The 18,964-nt window shown below is 39.0% G+C and carries 19 protein-coding genes; all 19 read right to left on the bottom strand.

The genetic code is table 11. From position 1 onward, the window contains the following. Window positions 1–11: 11 nt before the first annotated feature. Window positions 12–680, bottom strand: a complete 669-nt coding sequence (locus tag AC6CH1_RS02195; RefSeq protein ID WP_498316217.1) for a YggS family pyridoxal phosphate-dependent enzyme — start codon at window positions 678–680, stop codon at window positions 12–14. Window positions 681–755: 75 nt separating this feature from the next. Then, window positions 756–995: a PRC-barrel domain-containing protein gene (locus tag AC6CH1_RS02190; RefSeq protein ID WP_079525038.1), complete on the bottom strand. Its 240-nt coding sequence runs from the start codon at window positions 993–995 to the stop codon at window positions 756–758. Between the two features lie 121 nt (window positions 996–1,116). Further along, window positions 1,117–1,887 carry an RNA polymerase sporulation sigma factor SigG gene (gene sigG, locus AC6CH1_RS02185; protein ID WP_008403388.1) on the bottom strand — a complete coding sequence of 257 codons (771 nt, stop codon included), beginning with the start codon at window positions 1,885–1,887 and terminating at the stop codon, window positions 1,117–1,119. A gap of 90 nt (window positions 1,888–1,977) precedes the next feature. Further along, the gene (sigE, locus tag AC6CH1_RS02180) at window positions 1,978–2,688 is read right to left on the bottom strand and encodes an RNA polymerase sporulation sigma factor SigE (protein ID WP_079525036.1); all 711 of its coding nucleotides are present in this window, start codon (window positions 2,686–2,688) and stop codon (window positions 1,978–1,980) included. A 13-nt stretch (window positions 2,689–2,701) separates the two neighbouring features. After that, window positions 2,702–3,523: a sigma-E processing peptidase SpoIIGA gene (locus AC6CH1_RS02175; RefSeq protein WP_498316216.1), complete on the bottom strand. Its 822-nt coding sequence runs from the start codon at window positions 3,521–3,523 to the stop codon at window positions 2,702–2,704. A 318-nt stretch (window positions 3,524–3,841) separates the two neighbouring features. After that, the gene (gene ftsZ / locus AC6CH1_RS02170) at window positions 3,842–5,005 is read right to left on the bottom strand and encodes a cell division protein FtsZ (RefSeq protein WP_251689487.1); all 1,164 of its coding nucleotides are present in this window, start codon (window positions 5,003–5,005) and stop codon (window positions 3,842–3,844) included. Window positions 5,006–5,045: 40 nt separating this feature from the next. Continuing rightward, window positions 5,046–6,341, bottom strand: a complete 1,296-nt coding sequence (gene ftsA / locus AC6CH1_RS02165; protein WP_251689489.1) for a cell division protein FtsA — start codon at window positions 6,339–6,341, stop codon at window positions 5,046–5,048. A gap of 102 nt (window positions 6,342–6,443) precedes the next feature. After that, the gene (locus AC6CH1_RS02160) at window positions 6,444–6,809 is read right to left on the bottom strand and encodes a small basic family protein (protein ID WP_251689491.1); all 366 of its coding nucleotides are present in this window, start codon (window positions 6,807–6,809) and stop codon (window positions 6,444–6,446) included. Window positions 6,810–6,823: 14 nt separating this feature from the next. Beyond that, the gene (locus AC6CH1_RS02155; RefSeq protein ID WP_498316215.1) at window positions 6,824–7,531 is read right to left on the bottom strand and encodes a DUF881 domain-containing protein; all 708 of its coding nucleotides are present in this window, start codon (window positions 7,529–7,531) and stop codon (window positions 6,824–6,826) included. A gap of 23 nt (window positions 7,532–7,554) precedes the next feature. Then, complete coding sequence (locus AC6CH1_RS02150; protein ID WP_251689494.1) at window positions 7,555–8,295, bottom strand: DUF881 domain-containing protein; 741 nt, start codon at window positions 8,293–8,295, stop codon at window positions 7,555–7,557. Then, a complete protein-coding gene (locus AC6CH1_RS02145) occupies window positions 8,276–9,133 on the bottom strand; it encodes a cell division protein FtsQ/DivIB (RefSeq protein ID WP_427711047.1) in 858 nt (285 codons plus the stop codon). Before AC6CH1_RS02145 ends, AC6CH1_RS02150 begins: the two co-directional genes overlap by 20 nt. Before the next feature lie 5 nt (window positions 9,134–9,138). Further along, window positions 9,139–10,197, bottom strand: coding sequence for an FtsW/RodA/SpoVE family cell cycle protein (locus AC6CH1_RS02140; protein WP_251689498.1), 1,059 nt, complete (start codon window positions 10,195–10,197; stop codon window positions 9,139–9,141). Between the two features lie 42 nt (window positions 10,198–10,239). Then, complete coding sequence (gene murD / locus AC6CH1_RS02135; RefSeq protein ID WP_498316214.1) at window positions 10,240–11,592, bottom strand: UDP-N-acetylmuramoyl-L-alanine--D-glutamate ligase; 1,353 nt, start codon at window positions 11,590–11,592, stop codon at window positions 10,240–10,242. Then, on the bottom strand, window positions 11,589–12,563 hold the full coding sequence (mraY, locus tag AC6CH1_RS02130; protein ID WP_251689502.1) for a phospho-N-acetylmuramoyl-pentapeptide-transferase: 975 nt from the start codon (window positions 12,561–12,563) through the stop codon (window positions 11,589–11,591). Before mraY ends, murD begins: the two co-directional genes overlap by 4 nt. Window positions 12,564–12,704: 141 nt before the next feature. Further along, window positions 12,705–14,621, bottom strand: a complete 1,917-nt coding sequence (locus tag AC6CH1_RS02125) for a penicillin-binding transpeptidase domain-containing protein (RefSeq protein ID WP_251689504.1) — start codon at window positions 14,619–14,621, stop codon at window positions 12,705–12,707. A gap of 59 nt (window positions 14,622–14,680) precedes the next feature. After that, the gene (locus tag AC6CH1_RS02120; RefSeq protein ID WP_251689505.1) at window positions 14,681–16,870 is read right to left on the bottom strand and encodes a penicillin-binding protein; all 2,190 of its coding nucleotides are present in this window, start codon (window positions 16,868–16,870) and stop codon (window positions 14,681–14,683) included. Window positions 16,871–16,908: 38 nt separating this feature from the next. After that, a complete protein-coding gene (ftsL, locus tag AC6CH1_RS02115; protein WP_498316213.1) occupies window positions 16,909–17,289 on the bottom strand; it encodes a cell division protein FtsL in 381 nt (126 codons plus the stop codon). Between the two features lie 3 nt (window positions 17,290–17,292). Further along, window positions 17,293–18,243, bottom strand: coding sequence for a 16S rRNA (cytosine(1402)-N(4))-methyltransferase RsmH (rsmH, locus tag AC6CH1_RS02110; protein WP_251689509.1), 951 nt, complete (start codon window positions 18,241–18,243; stop codon window positions 17,293–17,295). 121 nt (window positions 18,244–18,364) lie between these two features. Beyond that, window positions 18,365–18,796 (bottom strand): division/cell wall cluster transcriptional repressor MraZ, encoded by a 432-nt coding sequence (gene mraZ / locus AC6CH1_RS02105; RefSeq protein WP_014824545.1) that lies wholly within the window; start codon window positions 18,794–18,796, stop codon window positions 18,365–18,367. Window positions 18,797–18,964: the final 168 nt, after the last annotated feature.

Here is an 18,964-nt window from a genome sequence, read left to right as displayed (position 1 = left end):
ATTAATCCTCCTTAGCCAACAAGAGCTGTTCCAATTCTAACAAATGTTGCCCCTTCTTCAACTGCAATTTCGTAGTCATTTGACATGCCCATCGATAATTCAGTACAAGGTACATTTGGAATGTTCAATTGTGACACTTCTTGTTGCAATTGTTTTAACTGTTTAAACACTTGTCTAATCATCGGTTCATCTTCAGTAAAAGGAGCCATTGTCATTAAACCTACTACTTCAATTTTTGAAAATTGCTCAAGCTGCTTTACAAAATCCAGCGCTTGTTCTTTCGTTAAGCCATGTTTCGATTCTTCACCGGAAACATTTACTTGCAAGAAACATTTCACTCGTTTTGTTGCTCTTTTTTCAATTTCTTCTGCCAGGCTTAATCGATCAAGAGAATGTAAATAATCAATCTGATCAATTACTTGCTTTACTTTTCTCGTCTGTATTGAACCTATATAGTGCCAGGAAACAGCTGAGTTAATCGAATCCAGCTTATTTAATAAGCCTTCAGGACGGTTTTCTCCTAAATGGACAAGACCCGCTTCAATTGCCTCTTCTGTCCGGTTGACATCTACTTCTTTCGTTACAGCAATAATCTGGACTGCCTGTTCAGCATTGACACGTTGTTTTGCAATTTCTATTTGATGTTGAATCTGTTTTAAATTTTCTATGATTTTCGTCACTTTTTTCCCAACTTTACAACAATAGTTTCTCTCATTGTATCAAGTGATAGTTTAATTTTCAATGAATAGCGTGAACTATTCATCCGGTGATTTCACTAAGATGACATCTTTTCCGACTGTGAGTATATTACTAAAGAGAATTTTCTTAACTAACTCTTCCCCTTGAAATAAATGGTAAAACTTTTTTGGCGGGGAAATTATAAATGCAGTAATGGCTCCTTCTTTTTCATCCACCTCCGCATCTACAATATAACCGATAAATTTTCCGCTTGTTGCCTCAATGATTTCCTTTTCCTGAACGGATGAAAATCGCATTCCTCCATCCTCTCTGTATCATTAATTTACTTTTACCTCATTATAAGTATTCAAACATTGTGAAATTATGATGAAAGGGACAGCCCTACGTGTTGGACAGTCCCTCAGAATTTCTATCTAATTAACGGAAATCCCGCTTCATCAATTCTACCGCACTCTTTTCCAATCTTGATATTTGCGCTTGTGAAATACCTAAAGACTGGGCAATTTCCGTTTGAGTTTCTCCTAGGAAAAAGCGCTTTTCTATAATCATTTTTTGTCTGCTATTTAGCTTTTTCATACTTTCTTGCAATGAAATCGAGCCGACCCAATGCTCTTCTGTCACTTTATCTTTAATTTGGTCAATCATAAAGATCGCATCGCCACCATCGGAATAAATCGGTTCCTGCAGTGACATCGGGTCTTGAATTGCATCAAGAGCAAACAATACATCTTCCTTTTTCATCTCAATTGCCTGTGCCAATTGCTCGATTGTGGGTTCTGTTAAATGTTCCGCAATAAATTGTTCCTTCGCTTTCATCGCTTTATACGCAATATCACGCAATGAACGAGAAACACGCAGTGCATGATGATCGCGCAGGTGTCTGCGGATTTCTCCCATAATCATCGGTACAGCATATGTTGAAAATCGAACATTATGCTTCAAATCAAAATTATCAATTGCTTTTAATAAACCAATACATCCTACTTGGAATAAATCATCTGCCTGTTCGCCACGATAAGCGTATCGGCCGACAATACTGAGCACTAAGCGTAAATTGCAGAAAACAAGCTGCTCCCGAACAATCCATTCTCCTTGCTGTAATCGTATAAATAAATCTTTCATTTCATCTGGCTTCAGTACTGGTAATGTAGATGTATCCACACCACACAATTCCACTTTTGTACGCATCCAACTTCACCTTCCGAACTTGATTGTCTTTTGTCTTTTCAATCATTTTGTCCGAAATGGTCATCGCTATGCGCGCCAAATTTAACCATCTTATGCAATTGGTTCGTTCAAGAATTCACGTAAATCCATAATAATTTTTTTCTCCAATCTTGAAATATAAGATTGTGAAATACCTAAATGGTCCGCTACTTCCTTTTGCGTCATTTCTTCTTTTCCGTTTAGGCCAAAACGACATTCCATAATATATTTTTCACGAGGTGTCAGCTGATTAATGGCATTAAACATATGCTGACGCTCAATTTTACGTTCTACATCAAGTGTTATAATATGTTCTTCTGTCCCTAATATATCTGAAAGTAATAGTTCATTGCCGTCTGCATCCGCATTTAACGGTTCATCAAAGGAAACTTCGCCTTTCATGCGGCTCGTCTTTCGTAAATGCATCAATATTTCATTTTCGATACAGCGCGATGCATACGTCGCTAATTTAATGTTTTTATCCAAATTAAATGTTTCAATCGCTTTAATAAGGCCAATGGAACCGATGCTGATTAAATCCTCAATCGGCGTGCTTGTATTATCAAAACGTCTTGCAATATAAACGACTAAACGTAAATTTCTTTCAATTAACATATCTCTGGCATGCAAGTCACCATTCATAAATGCTTCGACTACGACAACTTCTTCTTCTCTAGTTAATGGAATAGGCAATGAATCATGTCCCCCTATATAGTATGTCCCTTTTTTTCTTCTAAAGTAGCTTAGTATGTTTAAAATTATCGATTGAATTTTTTTAAGCAATATCGATCCTCCCTTATGAATTCGTTAGGACAAACACATGTGCAATCATTTGTGCATTTTGCGGAAAGCGCGCATCATTTTTCGTAAATACAACATAGTGATTTGGATACGTCTTGTTCTGAATGACAATTGTGGCGCGAAAGGCCGGTACGAGTAATGTGCCTTTTTGAACCGTTGTAATAGGAACAATACGTATTCTTTTCTGTATTTCCTTAGAAAACATTGTCAGTGAGTAAGGCTCCTGCTCATTCCATTTGAGCAGGCATTCACTAAATTCTTCTGGTAACATCGATTGAACTGTTTTAAACGAAATAAAATGGACCGGTGCCTGACTTAAAGGTTCAGTGCATTCATTTCCGGTATCGATATATGTGACGAGCTCCATTTGTTGTTCGAACAGTTCCACTTTGCTTGTCGTTACATACCGACTTTGTGCAACATTCTGCAGTTTTTGAAACCAGCCTTGTTTCATCACTGTCAAACTAATACATACTATGCCGAAACATAAAAAAATATAAACGAAAAACGGAGATGCAAGCAAAAATGGTTGTAATGCTGTTATTAACCCACCTGCGAGCAAAGTAGCGACAACAATCCACTTCCCTTGCTCGTAAAATATTTTCCATTTAAATGAAAAGGCAATGCCTAATAGTACGATGAAACTTACAAGCAACATGAATATGTTTCCCATAAATAAAACAGCGATCAGCGCACTACAAAAGGCCCCTAATAGTAATCTCCAAATTGGAATGATGGTATATGTTATTGTTGCGGTAAATTTTAGTAGTACGAGATTCATTAAAAAATTCATTAAAAGAATCCACTCTGCATACATGTATTGTCCTCCTGTAAATAAGATTATCAAACCCCCCCAGAGTTTTTTGTCTAACTGTTGCATAAATTTGGAAGAATCGTATGACATATTGTTACGACATTCAAATCCAATCGACAAAAAGTTGGGAGCAGGAAAGTTAAAGAATCATAGGGGCATAGGGGGAGGTATTAATGTGATGGTGGGAATCTGTGAATCTACTTTTTCTTGCCTATACATGCATAGCCACGCTACTTTTCACAACATCTCTTAAACTAAAAAAAACGATTATTCACATATACATGTAAATAACCGTTTTTCATATAATTGAAGTTTGTACTATTAGCGATTGCGACGATTGCGTAAAAATGTCGGAATATCCAATGCATCGTCCTGCTGATAGTTTGTTTGTTGCGTATGACGTGGCGCTTCTTGCTGCACCGGATCTTGCTGGCGTACAGGCTGCTGTTGTTGCGGTTGATTTGTGCTTGTTGCAGCTTGTTGACGAGCACCGATTGACGGACGCACAGGCTGCGGCTTTTGGATAATAAAGTCATCAGAGAAACCTGTTGCAATTACCGTTACGATAATTTCATCGTTTAAGTTATCGTTAATTACAGAACCGAAGATCATATTTACTTCTTCATCTGAAGCGAGCTGTACAATATCGGCAGCTTCCTGAACTTCAAATAAACTTAAGTTCGTTCCGCCTGTAATATTCATAATGACACCTTTTGCTCCATCGATTGATGTTTCAAGTAATGGAGAAGAAATTGCTTTTTTAGCAGCTTCTACTGCGCGGTTTTCACCAGCAGCAATCCCGATACCCATTAATGCAGAACCTTTATCGGACATAATTGTTTTTACATCGGCAAAGTCCAGGTTAATTAAACCAGGTGTTGCGATTAAATCTGAAATACCTTGTACACCTTGACGCAATACATTGTCCGCTTCACGGAACGCTTCCAGCATTGGTGTTGATTTATCAACAATTTGCAGTAATTTATCGTTTGGAATGACGATTAATGTATCAACTGCTTCTTTCATTGAAGTAATACCGCCGATTGCCTGAGTTTGGCGTTTACGGCCTTCAAATGTAAACGGACGTGTTACAACACCTACTGTCAATGCACCTAAGTCACGTGCGATTGATGCGATTACCGGTGCTGCACCCGTACCAGTACCACCGCCCATACCGGCAGTTACGAATACCATATCAGCACCACGTAATACTTCTTCCAATTGTTCGCGACTTTCCTCAGCAGCTTTTTTTCCTACTTCCGGGTTTGCCCCTGCACCTAGTCCACGTGTTAATTTACCGCCAATTTGTAGTTTATACTCAGCTTTTGACAGATTTAAAGCTTGCGCATCTGTATTTACAGCGATAAAGTCTACACCTTGTACACCATGTTCAATCATGCGGTTTACGGCATTGTTACCGCCTCCGCCAACGCCGATTACTTTAATAACGGCTAATTGTTCAACATCCGTTTCAAATTCTAACATACTCTTCTCCTCCTAATTGTTCACGTCATTCATTTTCGTATTAATCGAAAAATTTGTTTAATAAGTTTTTCGCGCGATCAATCACACTTACTTTATTTGCGCTATCTACTCTCTCCGGCACATTTGATTGTTTTTTAGAAGGAGTTGGTTGAGTAGGATAAGGTGCTGCATATGAAGAAGCTGGTACCGGCTCGCTTCTTCCGTAAAATTCGTCTTCTGCATGTGCATAACGAATTAAACCTACTGACGTTGTAAAGGCCGGTTCACGTACACCGATGTAATCAGGTGTATAAATGCGAACACGCGTTAACATTACTTGTCGCGCCAGCTGAGCAATTCCTTCAAGCTGTGCTACCCCGCCAGAAATGACGACACCACCCGGTAAATCCTGTACCCCCATACGTGCTAATTCATCCAATACTAATTCAAATAACTCTTCTAAACGTACTCCGATAATTTCCGAGATGAAGCGTTGACTGTATTGATCTGTTGTATCAGTACCAACAACAGGAACATCAAACGTTTGTTCATCGGAAGCATCATCGTAAAAGGCATGTCCATACTGCTTTTTGATTTTTTCGGCTTGTTCTGTCGGTGTTTTTAATACAATCGATAAATCTTTCGTAATATGATCTCCACCTACCGCAATAACAGCTGTATTTGTCAGCAGTCCGTCTTGGAATACCGCAACAGTTGTCGATCCGCCGCCTAAATCGATATAAGCAGTTCCTTGATTTTTCTCATCTTCCGTCAGCGCAAAATTCCCTGCTGCTAATGGTTGTAGATAAATTTCGCGAATTTGCAAGCCTGCACGTTCTACACATCTTAAAACATTATGTACAAGCGTCTTGGATGTCGTAATCATTGTCGCATCCATCTCTAAACGAATGCCAATCATACCACGCGGGTCTTTAATCTCATCTAGGTTGTCTACGATAAATTGTTTCGGAATCAAATTTACTAACTCTCGCTCTGGTGGAATCGACATTACCTGTGCAGAGTCTATTACTCTAGCTAAATCATCGTCCGTGATTTCCCGGTCTTCACCGTTTACCGCTACAACCCCTTTAACAGGCTGTAGAACTGTCTGGTTTGCAGGAACTCCAAGCACCACTTCTTCTATATTAATACCAGTCATTCGCTCTGCTTGATCTACAGCTTTTTTTATGGACTGTACAGTTGCATCTATATCAACTATTGCACCTTTTCTTATCCCTGTTGATTTCACATGACCTACACCAATTACGTGCAATTGATCACCGTTCATTTCTCCGATCAGGACCTTTATTGAAGATGATCCAATATCGAGAGAAACATAAATTTCTTGATGATTCAACTTTCTGCACCTCCTTCGATTACTCCTATAGTTCATTCTATTGTAAATTTCGTTGATTGTCTAAGTAAAACGATAAATTGTAATGATATTTTAACGTGATTGTTAAGAGTTTTCCTCCTTTTTCAATCTTCTGTTCTCATATTTTGTCAATAATAACCGACGAATGACTGCGATATTCTGAAACAGTCGAACTCCGAATGCAAAAATAGCGGCTAAATAAAGATCGACACCTATATGAACACCGAGAAAAGCCAATCCTGCTGCTAAAATTATATTAAAGAAAAAACCGGAAATAAATACTTTGTCATCGTAAACTTGTTGCATTAATGCACGGATACCGCCGACCATTGTATCGAGAGCCGCCAGTACAGCAATGGATAAATAGTTTTCATAAACAGATGGAATTTGAATATCTGTTAAAATCCCTAATACCACACCTAATATAAGACCTAAAAGTGGTAACCACATATTCGCATCCCCTTCTACTTTTCTGATAAATACTTAATTTTTTGTACAGGCGCAACTGAATCAATTTGTATATTCTGCTCTGCTTCATGAATCGTCAATACTAGATTATCAATATAAAACTCATTCTGGAACGTAGATGCCAGCAAATGGTTTTTCATCTTTTCGGCTTGCTCATACGTAAATGTAATGATGTTTATTTCGATATCCGTATTTTGAATCGGCTCGCTATTGATCGTCGTTTTCCCATTAATATCTCGAATGGCTGAATTGTAGCTTAAACGTTTGCCATCGATTTCAATTGCCCGGGCATTATAGCGATTTAAATCATTTATAAGCCGAATTAACAGTTCAGGAGATACAGGTTTTATTTCATAGCCTAAGCCCATTAATTCAGGTGAAGAGCCAACTGATAACGTTAACCCCGGTCCTTCAACCGGAAGGATCCCTGCACGTTCTTTAAGTTGATCAACAGTTTGCTGCAATAGTATTTCCGGATTATCAAATTCTGCATCCTCGTATTTATTGACAGTTTCGGTTAATTCGCTTATTGCTCTCAACAGTTCGGAATGCTGCTCCTGTTCCGCAAATAATTGCTGGCGAATTTCCCAAACATCGACTGTATTTCTTTCGGCCGGATTTTGAATAGTGTTGTACTGCACTGCGAGCATAAAGCCGATGATAAACGAGATAATTGTAATATTGCGGTACATTTTTTTCGTCATCATCCTCCCTCCGATCTTATGCCTTATTCATCGCTGACTGTATGCATTTCTATTAGGTCATCTTTTTCCAAAGTAACAACAATTTGTTCATTTAATAATTGGTCAAATACTCCCCCTGCCAATTCTAACGAAGAAACAAGTACATCCTGATTACCTACCGCCTCGATTACAAATGGTGCTGGGTACTGTTGTCCATCAATTGTAATGACCGGACCATTGCAGGCAATGTAAGAATTCGGTTTTAAACGTTGCCCATTAATCGAAATTGCCTCGGCACCTGCAATTTTTAGTTCATTTAATACTTTAAATATGTGACTTTCGTGCACAATATACTCATTCGGGTTAGTAGAATTTGGATTATAATTCCCATCTTGCAGTGTTATTTTGATCCCTTGTCCCATTCCATCTGTTATTCCTAGTAAAAGTCGCAATTGCTCAGCATCCTGCCGATTCTGTTCATATTGCGTTTCGTTCGAAGAGAACTGCTTTTCATACGTTCGAATTTTCTCCTCTAATTGGGCCAACTCATCTGCAAGCTCTTTGTTTCGTTCCTGTTTTTCAATCAAATCTTCCATGTACCGGTTTTCCTGTTCAAACTGAGGAGAGGCAGAACTTAATGTACGCTTGTCCTTTGATAAATTATAGGAAAAGCCGATAATAAATCCTGTGATCACGCATACAATGAGTATAGCGCCATACTTTTTTGAAAATAAAGTTGAACTTTTCCTCGGCTGCCTTCTGTTATCATTCTGGCTCTTCTTCATTTTGTTCTTCCAGTTGCCCCCCTTCATCAGTTCCCGCATTTTCTGTTTCATCTGTAGTTTCTTCAGTGTCTTCTTTTATTAATGAATACTCTCCTGAAAAAGGTCGGTAATATGAACCGACTTCAATATCTACAATTCCTTTTTCAGAAACGTCCTCGCTTTCAATTTGCGCAATGATCGATGGATAGTAATTTAACTTTTCTGCTAAAGTATTCGCATCTGCGCGTACTTCATAGCCATCATTCATAAATAGCGTAATTGAATACGGGTCCGCTTCTGTAGGATTTGCATTAATTTGTGAAATGAGCGACAGTACTTCCGGTTTTAGATTCGCAAGTTCCTTTAACAGCTTTTTTCGAAGTGACTCATTTTCAAAGTCCCGAAAAATCGGGGCATCGATCGGAACAATTTCATTGGATTCTTCAAAAACAATGCCATTATCAAGCATAGGGTAAAATTCCCCGTCTTGTGAAATATAGGCTACTTTTTGCCATTCCTCTATTGTAATTTGAACTTCATTCAGGAATTTTCTTTCGACATTTACGGATTTTACCCATTCGTGCTGAGCAATTGCCTGCTCCACTTCCGAAATTTTAAAGCCCCATAACGAATCATCAATTTTTAAATTTGACTGTTCGATATAGTACGTATCTTCCTTAAGGGCTGCCCCTTTAATATCAATCTTTTTTATATCACTATAAGGTAATTGAAAATAAAGAAGGATGATAATGATAAAAAGAAAAATCGTCACTAGTGCTAAAAATTTAAAATTTGTACGGCGTCTTCTGCGTTTTTTCATAGCTGGTACTCGTTCTGTAATATCGATTACTTTTTCCATTATCCTTACTCCTTCCTTCTTTCATAAGAGAAATTTAAAATAAGCGCTACTGTTACCCAGACAACAACAAGCGATGTTCCGCCATAGCTTATAAATGGCAGTGTTACACCTGTTACAGGCAGTAAATTAATAACTACCCCTATGTTCAGCGCTGCCTGTACAGCAATCATCGTTGTAAGCCCGCATATTGCATAAAAATGAAATACATGCTTACATTGTAATGCCAAGCGATATCCAAGAATTAAAAAGCACGCAAAAATAAGCAGCAGTCCCATTCCACCGACAAGGCCGATTTCTTCTAAAATAATTGCAAATATAAAATCGTTCTGCGGTTCCGGTAAGTATAAATACTTTTGTCTACTTTTTAATAATCCATGTCCAAACAAGCCTGCCGGACCTATCGCAAATAAAGATTGTACAGCTTGGAAGCCGCTTCCTAACGGGTCTGCCCAAGGATTGATAAACGCTTCGATCCGTTTAAGACGATATGGAGCCGCGATAATTAACCCGGCAAGGCCCCCTATACCTAAAGTGATGAGGACAACATATAAGCGCAACGGATATTGTGCAATAAAAAATATAATTAAAACAACTACAACTAAAATAAAGACAGCACCGAAATCAGGCTGAAGCATAATTAAGGCTGCCGGAAGGATCAATATGAGAAAATGCTTCAATTGAACAATGCGCTCATACGATTTCCGCTGTGTTAATAATGCACTAATATAAATAATTGTCGTTACTTTCGCAATTTCAGCCGGTTGTATCGTTAAAGGACCGACTCCAATCCAACTTTGAGAACCATTTCGGACAATCCCGATACCCGGAATAAGAACAGCAACAAGTAAGCCAAGCGAGATGATATAAAAAATCTTCCACACTTTCGGTTGCTGTAGAAACTCCCAGTTCATAATGGCTGCACAAATGATAAGTGCAACGACGAAATAAATGGACTGCTTCAGGTAAAACGGGGTTTGTCCATCATAGTGAACATTCCCCCAATATGTACCTGCAGAATAAATAAAGAGAATACCAATAAGCGACAATACAATCGCAGTGATCATAAAATACTGTTGATTTTTTTGCGACAGTGTAACTATCCTTTCCTATGAAAGTTTCATAACACGATCTATAAATAAGTCGCCCCGAATTTCAAAGCTCGCATGTTGATCCCAGCTTGCACATGCCGGTGACAGTAAAATGATGTCACCTTCTTCAGACATTTTTGCTCCGTAACCGACTGCATCTTCTACATCAATTGCACGCACAATATTCGTAATGCCACATGATTTTGCAAATTCGATAAAGCGAAGTGCAGTCTCGCCAAACGCGACAACTGCTTTTACACGTGTCATTTCTTTACGAAGCTCTTCAAATGAATGCCCACGGTCTAATCCGCCGGCCAATAATACAATCGGTTGCTCAAATGCAGCCAAGGCACTTTTCGTTGCCAGTACATTTGTTGCTTTTGAATCATTATAAATTTTACGTCCTTGCCATTCACGGACAAACTGCGTACGGTGACGTACCCCTGCAAATGTTGATAAAACTTCTTCAATTGCTTCAACAGGACATTGCTGCAGTAGCGCTGCTGCTACAGCACATAAAATGTTTTCTAAATTATGCTCGCCCGGCAATACAATATTATCACGTTTTAAGATCACATCGCCTTGCCAATAAATGTTTTCTTTATCAGCACTGATTCCTTGTTTTGCATGACCTTTTGTCGTAAATGGAACGAGTTGGGCATTTGATTTTTGGGCATATTTCGCCACAACTTCCTGATCCGCATTATAAATAAAATAATCTTCAGCTGTCTGGTTGCGTGTGACCCTAAATTTAGCCTCAGCATATTCTTCAAATGTCCCATGGTAATCTAGATGGGCTTCATAAAGATTTGTCAAAATTGCAATATGTGGTCTGAATTCACGTGTTCCCATTAACTGAAACGATGATAATTCGGTAACGATGACCTCATCTGCTTTTGCTTCTGCTGCAACACCACAAGCAACGGTTCCAATATTCCCGGCGATTAATGGTTTTAAACGGCCTACTTTCAGCATTTCGTAAAGTAATGTTGTCGTTGTTGTTTTACCATTCGAACCGGTAATACCGATAAATGGCGCTTCACTTACTAAATAGGCAAGTTCCATTTCTGTAATAACAGGCAGACCTTTTGTTATCGCATCGGCAACGATCGGATTTGTGTATGGAATCCCAGGGTTTTTTACGATAAGCTCAAAACCTTCATCAAGCAAATCTTCTGGATGTCGTCCACAAATTACGGTAATTCCTTTCGACAAAAGCTCCTGCGCTTCAGGATTTGCATCAAATGGCTTTGCATCATTGACTGTTACAAATGCACCTAACCGATGCAAAAGTTCAGCAGCCGCAACACCACTTTTCGCCAATCCTAAAACGAGTACTTTTTTAGCTTTTAATCCTTCATATTCCATCATAATAACGCCTCCGCTAATACTGCTATAAGTGCTACGATACACCCTGTTGACCAAAATACTAGTACGACTTTCCATTCTGACCAGCCAGATAATTCAAAATGGTGATGAATCGGACTCATTTTGAATATACGCTTTTTACGGAGTTTATAGCTACCTACTTGTAAAATAACGGATAATGTTTCAATAACAAATACGAGACCGATTAACAGTAACAACAATTCTTGTTTTACCAGTACCGAAATCATTGCCAATGCACCGCCAAGCGCAAGGGAACCTGTATCTCCCATAAACACTTTTGCTGGGTTTGCATTAAAAATCAGAAATCCAAGTAATGCACCAGTTACAGCAAATGCAAATAAGGCGATATCGGCTTGCTCGTTAAATAATGCAATGACACCGAATGCTGCAAAAGCGATTGAAGCCGTTCCTGATACGAGCCCATCCAAACCATCTGTTAAATTGACTGCATTTGAAAAACCTACTAGCCAGAAAATTAAAAACCCAACATAAAGAATTCCTAAATCAATCGATACATCGGTATACGGAATCCCTACAGATGTATCAAATGAACCTAGACGTAATAGTAAGAATGCCGCAATTGCAATTGCGATTTGACCAATTAATTTTTGAAGAGAAGTCAATCCTAAATTACGTTTAAATATAACTTTTAGCCCATCATCTAAAAAGCCAATTACGCCAAATCCAACTAAAACAAGTAATAATACAATCGTTTGTGTTGTAAACAAGTCGAAAATCATTGCTACGATAATTGTCGAAATAATAATGGCTAACAAGAAAATTAAACCACCCATTGTAGGTGTACCCGCTTTTTTCATATGTGATTGAGGGCCTTCTTCACGTATACTTTGCCCGAATTTTAATCGGCGTAAAAGAGGGATTCCTACTGGTGCTAAAATGACCGTTACTAAAAATGATGAAAAGAGTATGGTCAATGTTGTTGATAATGTCATAATATATCTCCTTTAAAACTTCTGTCTGAATATGGTGGAACGTTTGATTTTCAACGATTACGACCTTAAGATATTATTGTGAAAAAACGTCCTTCACTATAATAGTTGTTTTAGTTGCATTTTGAAAGATGGAATTTCAATTTAATTTCCTAAATATAAATGGACACTACCACTTTGGAGAATGAGACTATCAGCTGATGGGACTTGCTGAATTACTTTTTCGCCTTCTCCGTGCCATTCAATCTTATAAGGATATAAATGTGGAATTACTTCTTCTTTTGTCATTCCAATAAAGTTTGGTGTACGCTCCGTCAATTCATCGCCCCAAACGTAATTCCGTTCTATTTGATCTTTTTGCTTTTCGATATTGTACAGCGGTGCTGCATCTTCAATAATGCGGCCTACAATCGGTGCAGCGATAACACTTCCGAATTGCAAAGAACTTTTCGGATTGTCAATCGCAACATAAACGATAATTTCCGGATCATTGGCCGGCGCAAAACCGATGAACGATACAATATAGTCTCCGTCCTTATAGCGTCCGTTTTCCACCTTTTGTGCTGTCCCTGTTTTGCCCCCAATGCGTAAGCCGTCTCGAAATGCCTGGCGACCAGAACCTTTTGCAACTACAAGCTCCAGAGCATGACGCACTTTTTCCGATGTCTCTTCACTGATAACCTGCACTTTCGCTTCCGGATTTTGCTCCATAATGACTTCGTTTGTTTTGGAATCCAGTATTTTCGAAACCGTATACGGTGTATATAATGTACCACCATTAATTGCTGCTGAGACCGCCTGCATCTGCTGAATCGGCGTAACGGAAACACCCTGACCAAACGAGGTCGTAGCATGCTCTACCGGACCAAATGCTTCTTTTGAAAATAATATGCCTGTTGATTCACCGGAAATATTCGAACCCGTTTTTTTCCCAAATCCGAATTTGTGAATATACTCAAGCAACTTTGTTGAACCAACTCGTTGTCCTAGTTCTACAAATCCAGGGTTACAGGAATTTTGTACAACTTCGTAAAAAGTCTGATCTTTATGTCCTTCACGTTTCCAACAGCGCAATCGTGCCCCCTCGACCATTGTATAGCCATGATCATGAAAATGTTCTTCCTCCATGTTGACTACACCTTCTTCAATAGCAGCACTGAGCGTAATAATTTTAAATGTTGAACCCGGCTCATAAGACATAAATACAGGAAGATTACGGTTATATATACTTGGCTCTACTTCCGAAAATTTCGTCGGATCGTATGTCGGGAATGATGCAAGCGCCAGTATTTCACCACTATTTGGATTCATGGCAATGGCCAATGCCTGATCTGCATCATACTCCAGCATCGCCTGCGATAATTCACGTTCGACAATTTTCTGAAGCTTTAAATCAATTGTCAGCTGAATTGTCGCACCGTCTTTTCCGTCTTTCCATTCATCATCCACATGCTCCAATGCATTCCCTTTTGCATCAGTAAATAACCGAATAGCTGCATCCGAACTTTTTAATAATTCATCATATTCGTATTCGATTCCTGCCAAACCTTGGTTATCTGCACCTGTAAACCCTAAAAAGCGTGCGAGCAAATTACCGTGCGGATAAGATCTTACATAATCGACACCACTGTATAAACCCGGAATTTGGAGCTGCTGAATTTTTTCCGCTTCCTCATAAGTGATGTTTTTAGCTTCCGGAGCAAGTTTTACCAGGGATACCCGTTGCTGCAGTCTTTCCAATATTTTGGCTCGATCCTTATTGAGCACGTTTGCAATGGCATCTGCTGCTTGTTCTTTATCTTCGTTTTGTGAAGGCATGAAGTACAAAGTCGGGGCAAGTTTATTCGTTACAATTACTTCATTGTTTCGGTCAGTAATTTCGCCTCGCTGTGTATGGAACGGAATTTCCCTGTCCCAGTTTTCTTTTGCCTTTGTCGAAAGCTCATCATACTGAATAATTTGAACGGATACTAATTTAACAAAAATCGCCACGCCGTATAGTACAAGTGCGATGGCGATCCATGTTAAACGTTTTTTAGATTTTGTAGTTACCCATTTCATAATATGACACCTCACCTAAAACAACGTATGTTAAAGATGAAGTTTGTATTCAAATCTCACTAATCTTGTGGAAGTTCTTCACTAAATTCTTCGTCTTCCTCTTCTTCAAGCTCCATATCCTTTGCCGGAGGGGTCAAATGCTTCTCCTCAGGGGTTTTTAGCTTGACGACGATCGGTGAATCATCTGTTATCGGCGTCCCTTGAGAAACACTTTGGCTTTCAACATAACCTTCCCCGACAATTTCAATCGGCAGTTTTGATAGTGACTTATAAACAAGTAAATTACGTAGTGACCAATCACTAAACGATGGTAATGTAATTTCTCCATCTGTCTTTAAGAAAACGATGCTCCCACTTGTTAATGATGCATCTGCTGCAGGGAACTGTTCTGTAATTTCTCCATCTTGACCAATTATTACAGGAACCAGCCCTTCTGCTTCCAGTTGAGTCATGACCGTATCTGTCTGCTTCCCTACATAATCCTCAATTTTTGTTGTTTCAACTTCCGCTACGTCTGACGGATTGATATTCATATACTTCAAACTGTTCAATACAACCGAATTGAAAACTTGTGAAACTGGGTCAGAACCTATTTCGGTTGCACCTAGTTTTGGCTTTGCAACGGCAATAAATACCGCCAGTTGCGGATCTTCTACAGGTGCCATTCCTAAAAATGAATAAAGGAATTCATTTTTCCCCCAGTCATAACCGATACCATTTGCTTTCGGCATTTGGGCAGTCCCTGTTTTCCCCGCTACTTTATAACCTTCAATTTGGAAACGCTTCGCATTCCCTGCTTCACCGTATATAGTCGAAGCTAAAACTTCACGTGTTTTCTGTGCTGTCTCTGCCGAAATTGGTTCACCTTTTATAGTAGGTTTTGAATCTACTACAATCTCACCTGTGTTCGGATTGACAATTTTATCAATTACGTATGGCTGCATCATTTTCCCGTCATTTGCAACTGCCGTTACCCCTTGAATTAACTGAATCGGTGTAACAGTCGAACCTTGACCGAATGTTGTCGTATATTTTTCTAAAGGATAGCGTGAGTTAATAATGCCGCTCGCTTCATTTGGTAAGTCAATACCTGTTTTTTGGCCGAAACCAAAATCCTTTAAATAGCTCTCATACGTTTCCCATCCCATAATATCAAGCAAGTTCGTCATTGCTGTATTCGAAGAACGCTGAATGCCTTCTAAATAGGAAATTCTCCCCCAGCCGTGTGTATTATGGTCACGTACCGTGTTTTTATAAACTTTGTACTGGCCTGACTGGTATTCGGCATTCGGATGCCAATTCCCTGAATCGATTGCGGCTGCAACCGTAAATGTTTTAAATGTGGAACCCGGTTCAATCGTATTTTCCACAACATCATTTAGCCAGTTGCCATCTAACCCTGCACGCGTGTCAGGATTGAACGTTGGCCGTTGTGACATCGCCAAAATCTCTCCTGTTTTTGGGTTCGCAACGACAGCAACCATTGACTGCGGATTATATTTGTCGTTAACACGTGTCATTGCTTCTTCCAGGAAGTTTTGGATTGTTTTATCGATTGTTAAATAAATATCGTTTCCATCCTGTGCTTCCTGTATAACTTTATCACTGCTTGGCAATAAATAGTTACGTGCATCACGCTGGTAGGTTAACTTACCGTCGGTTCCTGTTAACTGCTTATCATAAATATATTCAAGCCCCATTTTCCCGACAACCGAAGAATTTCCGTCATCATCGGTTTCACGCAATGCAAAACCTATAAGATGAGAGGCAAAGGCGCCGTTCGGATAATAGCGTTTTTTGTCGCTATATAATAGAATGCCAGGCAGATCAAGCTCTTCAATCTTCTTTTTCACTTCATGACTGATGCCGCGCCCTGCCAGTCCAAACTCGACTTGATATAAATCTTTGGAAGGGTTTAGTCTTTCATAAATTTTTTCTTCTTCCATCGGAAGGTATTGCGCCAATAATTTTGCTGTTTTTGCTTTATCGACGACATGCCTTGGATTTTTTTTATTTTCTGTTGCCGATTCTTTAATTACCGCTACAAGACGGTAGCTTAATGTATCTTCGGCAATCACATTTTCATTGCGGTCCAGAATCTTCCCACGATCTGCAGATAACACATATCCAGTTTCGTACCTTGATAATGCTTCTTCTTCCAATTCATGCCCTTTTACCATTCCTGTCGCCTGGATTGTTGCAAAACGCCAATATAATAGTAAAAAGAGCCCTCCAAAGAATATAAACATTAGAAAGGCTCCTATCTGGTAACGAAATCTTCTCTTTTTCATTCTCCCGGCACTACTTTCACATTTTTCTCATTTAGTGTTAATCCGAGTTCTTTCGCTTTTTCCCAAATACGTTGGTGAGTGGAGCGTTCACTTACTTGTACTTTTAAATCTGTATTATTATTATTGACTTCAGTTATGTCGCGTTCGATTTTTTGGATTTCCATACTGAGCGTTTGGATTTCTCCTTGAGTATGTAATATGGAAATAGCGAAAGATGCTACTACGATTGCAAGTACTAGGAACAAAAACTTTTCCTGTGCCGAAAAATACTTTGGTTTGCGTTTTTTCGGCTGGACCGGCAGTCTTTGTTCCTGCTGCTGATGTTGAGGTAGTTCTGGCTGTTGTTGTATATAAGTTTGTCTTGCTCTTACTGCCATTTTTTACCCACGTCCTTTATCGTTAATTTTTTCAGCGATGCGCAATTTTGCTGAACGTGAACGATTATTCGCAGCTAACTCCTCGTCTGATGGTAAAATCGGTTTTCTTGTCACTAATTTAAGTATTGGTTTCATATGCTCTGGAATAACCGGTAATCCTGGCGGTAAATCCGGCAATGATGAAGCCTCTTTAAAAAGTGTTTTTGTTAAGCGGTCTTCTAATGAGTGGAATGTAATCACACTTATACGACCACCAATTTTCAATAAATCGATTGCATCTACTAAAGAATCTTCCGCTGCACCTAATTCATCATTTACAGCAATTCGAATAGCCTGAAAGATTCGTTTTGCAGGATGTCCACCTTTGCGACGTGCTGGGGCTGGAATACCATCTTTTATAAGCTCTACTAATTGACCCGTCGTTTCGACAGGAGCAATTTCACGGGCTTGTTCAATTTTGCGCGCAACTTGTTTCGAAAATTTTTCTTCTCCGTAACGGAAGAATATACGAACAAGATTTTCGTATGACCATTCATTCACAACATGATATGCGCTCAGTTCTGCAGTCTGATCCATTCGCATATCGAGCGGTGCATCATGGTGGTAACTAAATCCGCGTTCAGGTGTATCAAGTTGTGGTGATGAAACACCTAAATCATATAAAATCCCATCTACTTGATGAATGTTCAGTTTGTGTAATTCTTCTTTTAAATAGCGGAAATTTGAGTGTACGAATATAATGCGATCCAAATAATCGGCTAATCGTACTTTTGCATTTTCAATAGCCGTTGTATCTTGGTCAAAGCAAATTAAACGGCCTTTTTCTGACAATTGTTGTACAAGGTACTCACTATGGCCTGCACCACCTAATGTGCAGTCTACATAAATACCATCCGGATTGATGTTCAACCCATCAACAGTTTCTTGCAATAATACAGTTGTATGATCGAACATAGTTTGAAGCACCTCTTAATATTAATTCAATTACGTGTCGGTACTATTACACCCGGATTAAAAGTTCATGTCGGTTCTGTAATAGTGACCATTGGTTTAAATTTTTCAAGTTCTACTAATTTTAAAAATCAAAGCCAATCAGATTTTCTGCGATTTCATCAAATGATTCTGCCGATTGCTCGAAGTATTGCTGCCAAGATTCTTTCGCCCAAATTTCAATTTTGCTCGATACACCTAATATCACGCATTCTTTTTCAAGATTAGCGTATCCAATCAGTGTAGACGGAATATTAATTCGGCCTTGCTTGTCCACTTCTACTTCTGTTGCCCCCGAAAAAAAGAATCGCGCAAATGCACGTGCATCTTTTTTGGTCATCGGTAAATCCTTTAATTTATCTTCGAGTTTTCGCCATTCATCCATAGGATATCCAAAAATGCATTGATCTAGCCCGCGAGTTATTACAAAGTGTTCTCCAAGTGATTCTCGAAACTTTGCTGGGACAATCATACGGCCTTTTGCATCGATAGAATGTTGATATTCTCCCATGAACATGCTACTCACCCCACTTTAATAAATAATGTACCACATCCCCCCACTTTCTACCACCAAATTCCTTGCTTCTCATAACAATAAATCGAAATTACGTAAATGAGCATATTCTCACACATACGTTCGGTGCCAAAAGACACAAAAAAGAGTTATCTGCATATGAGATAACTC

Source organism: Solibacillus sp. GQ1 (assembly GCF_059758555.1).
This window is presented reverse-complemented; position numbering and strand designations above follow the sequence as displayed.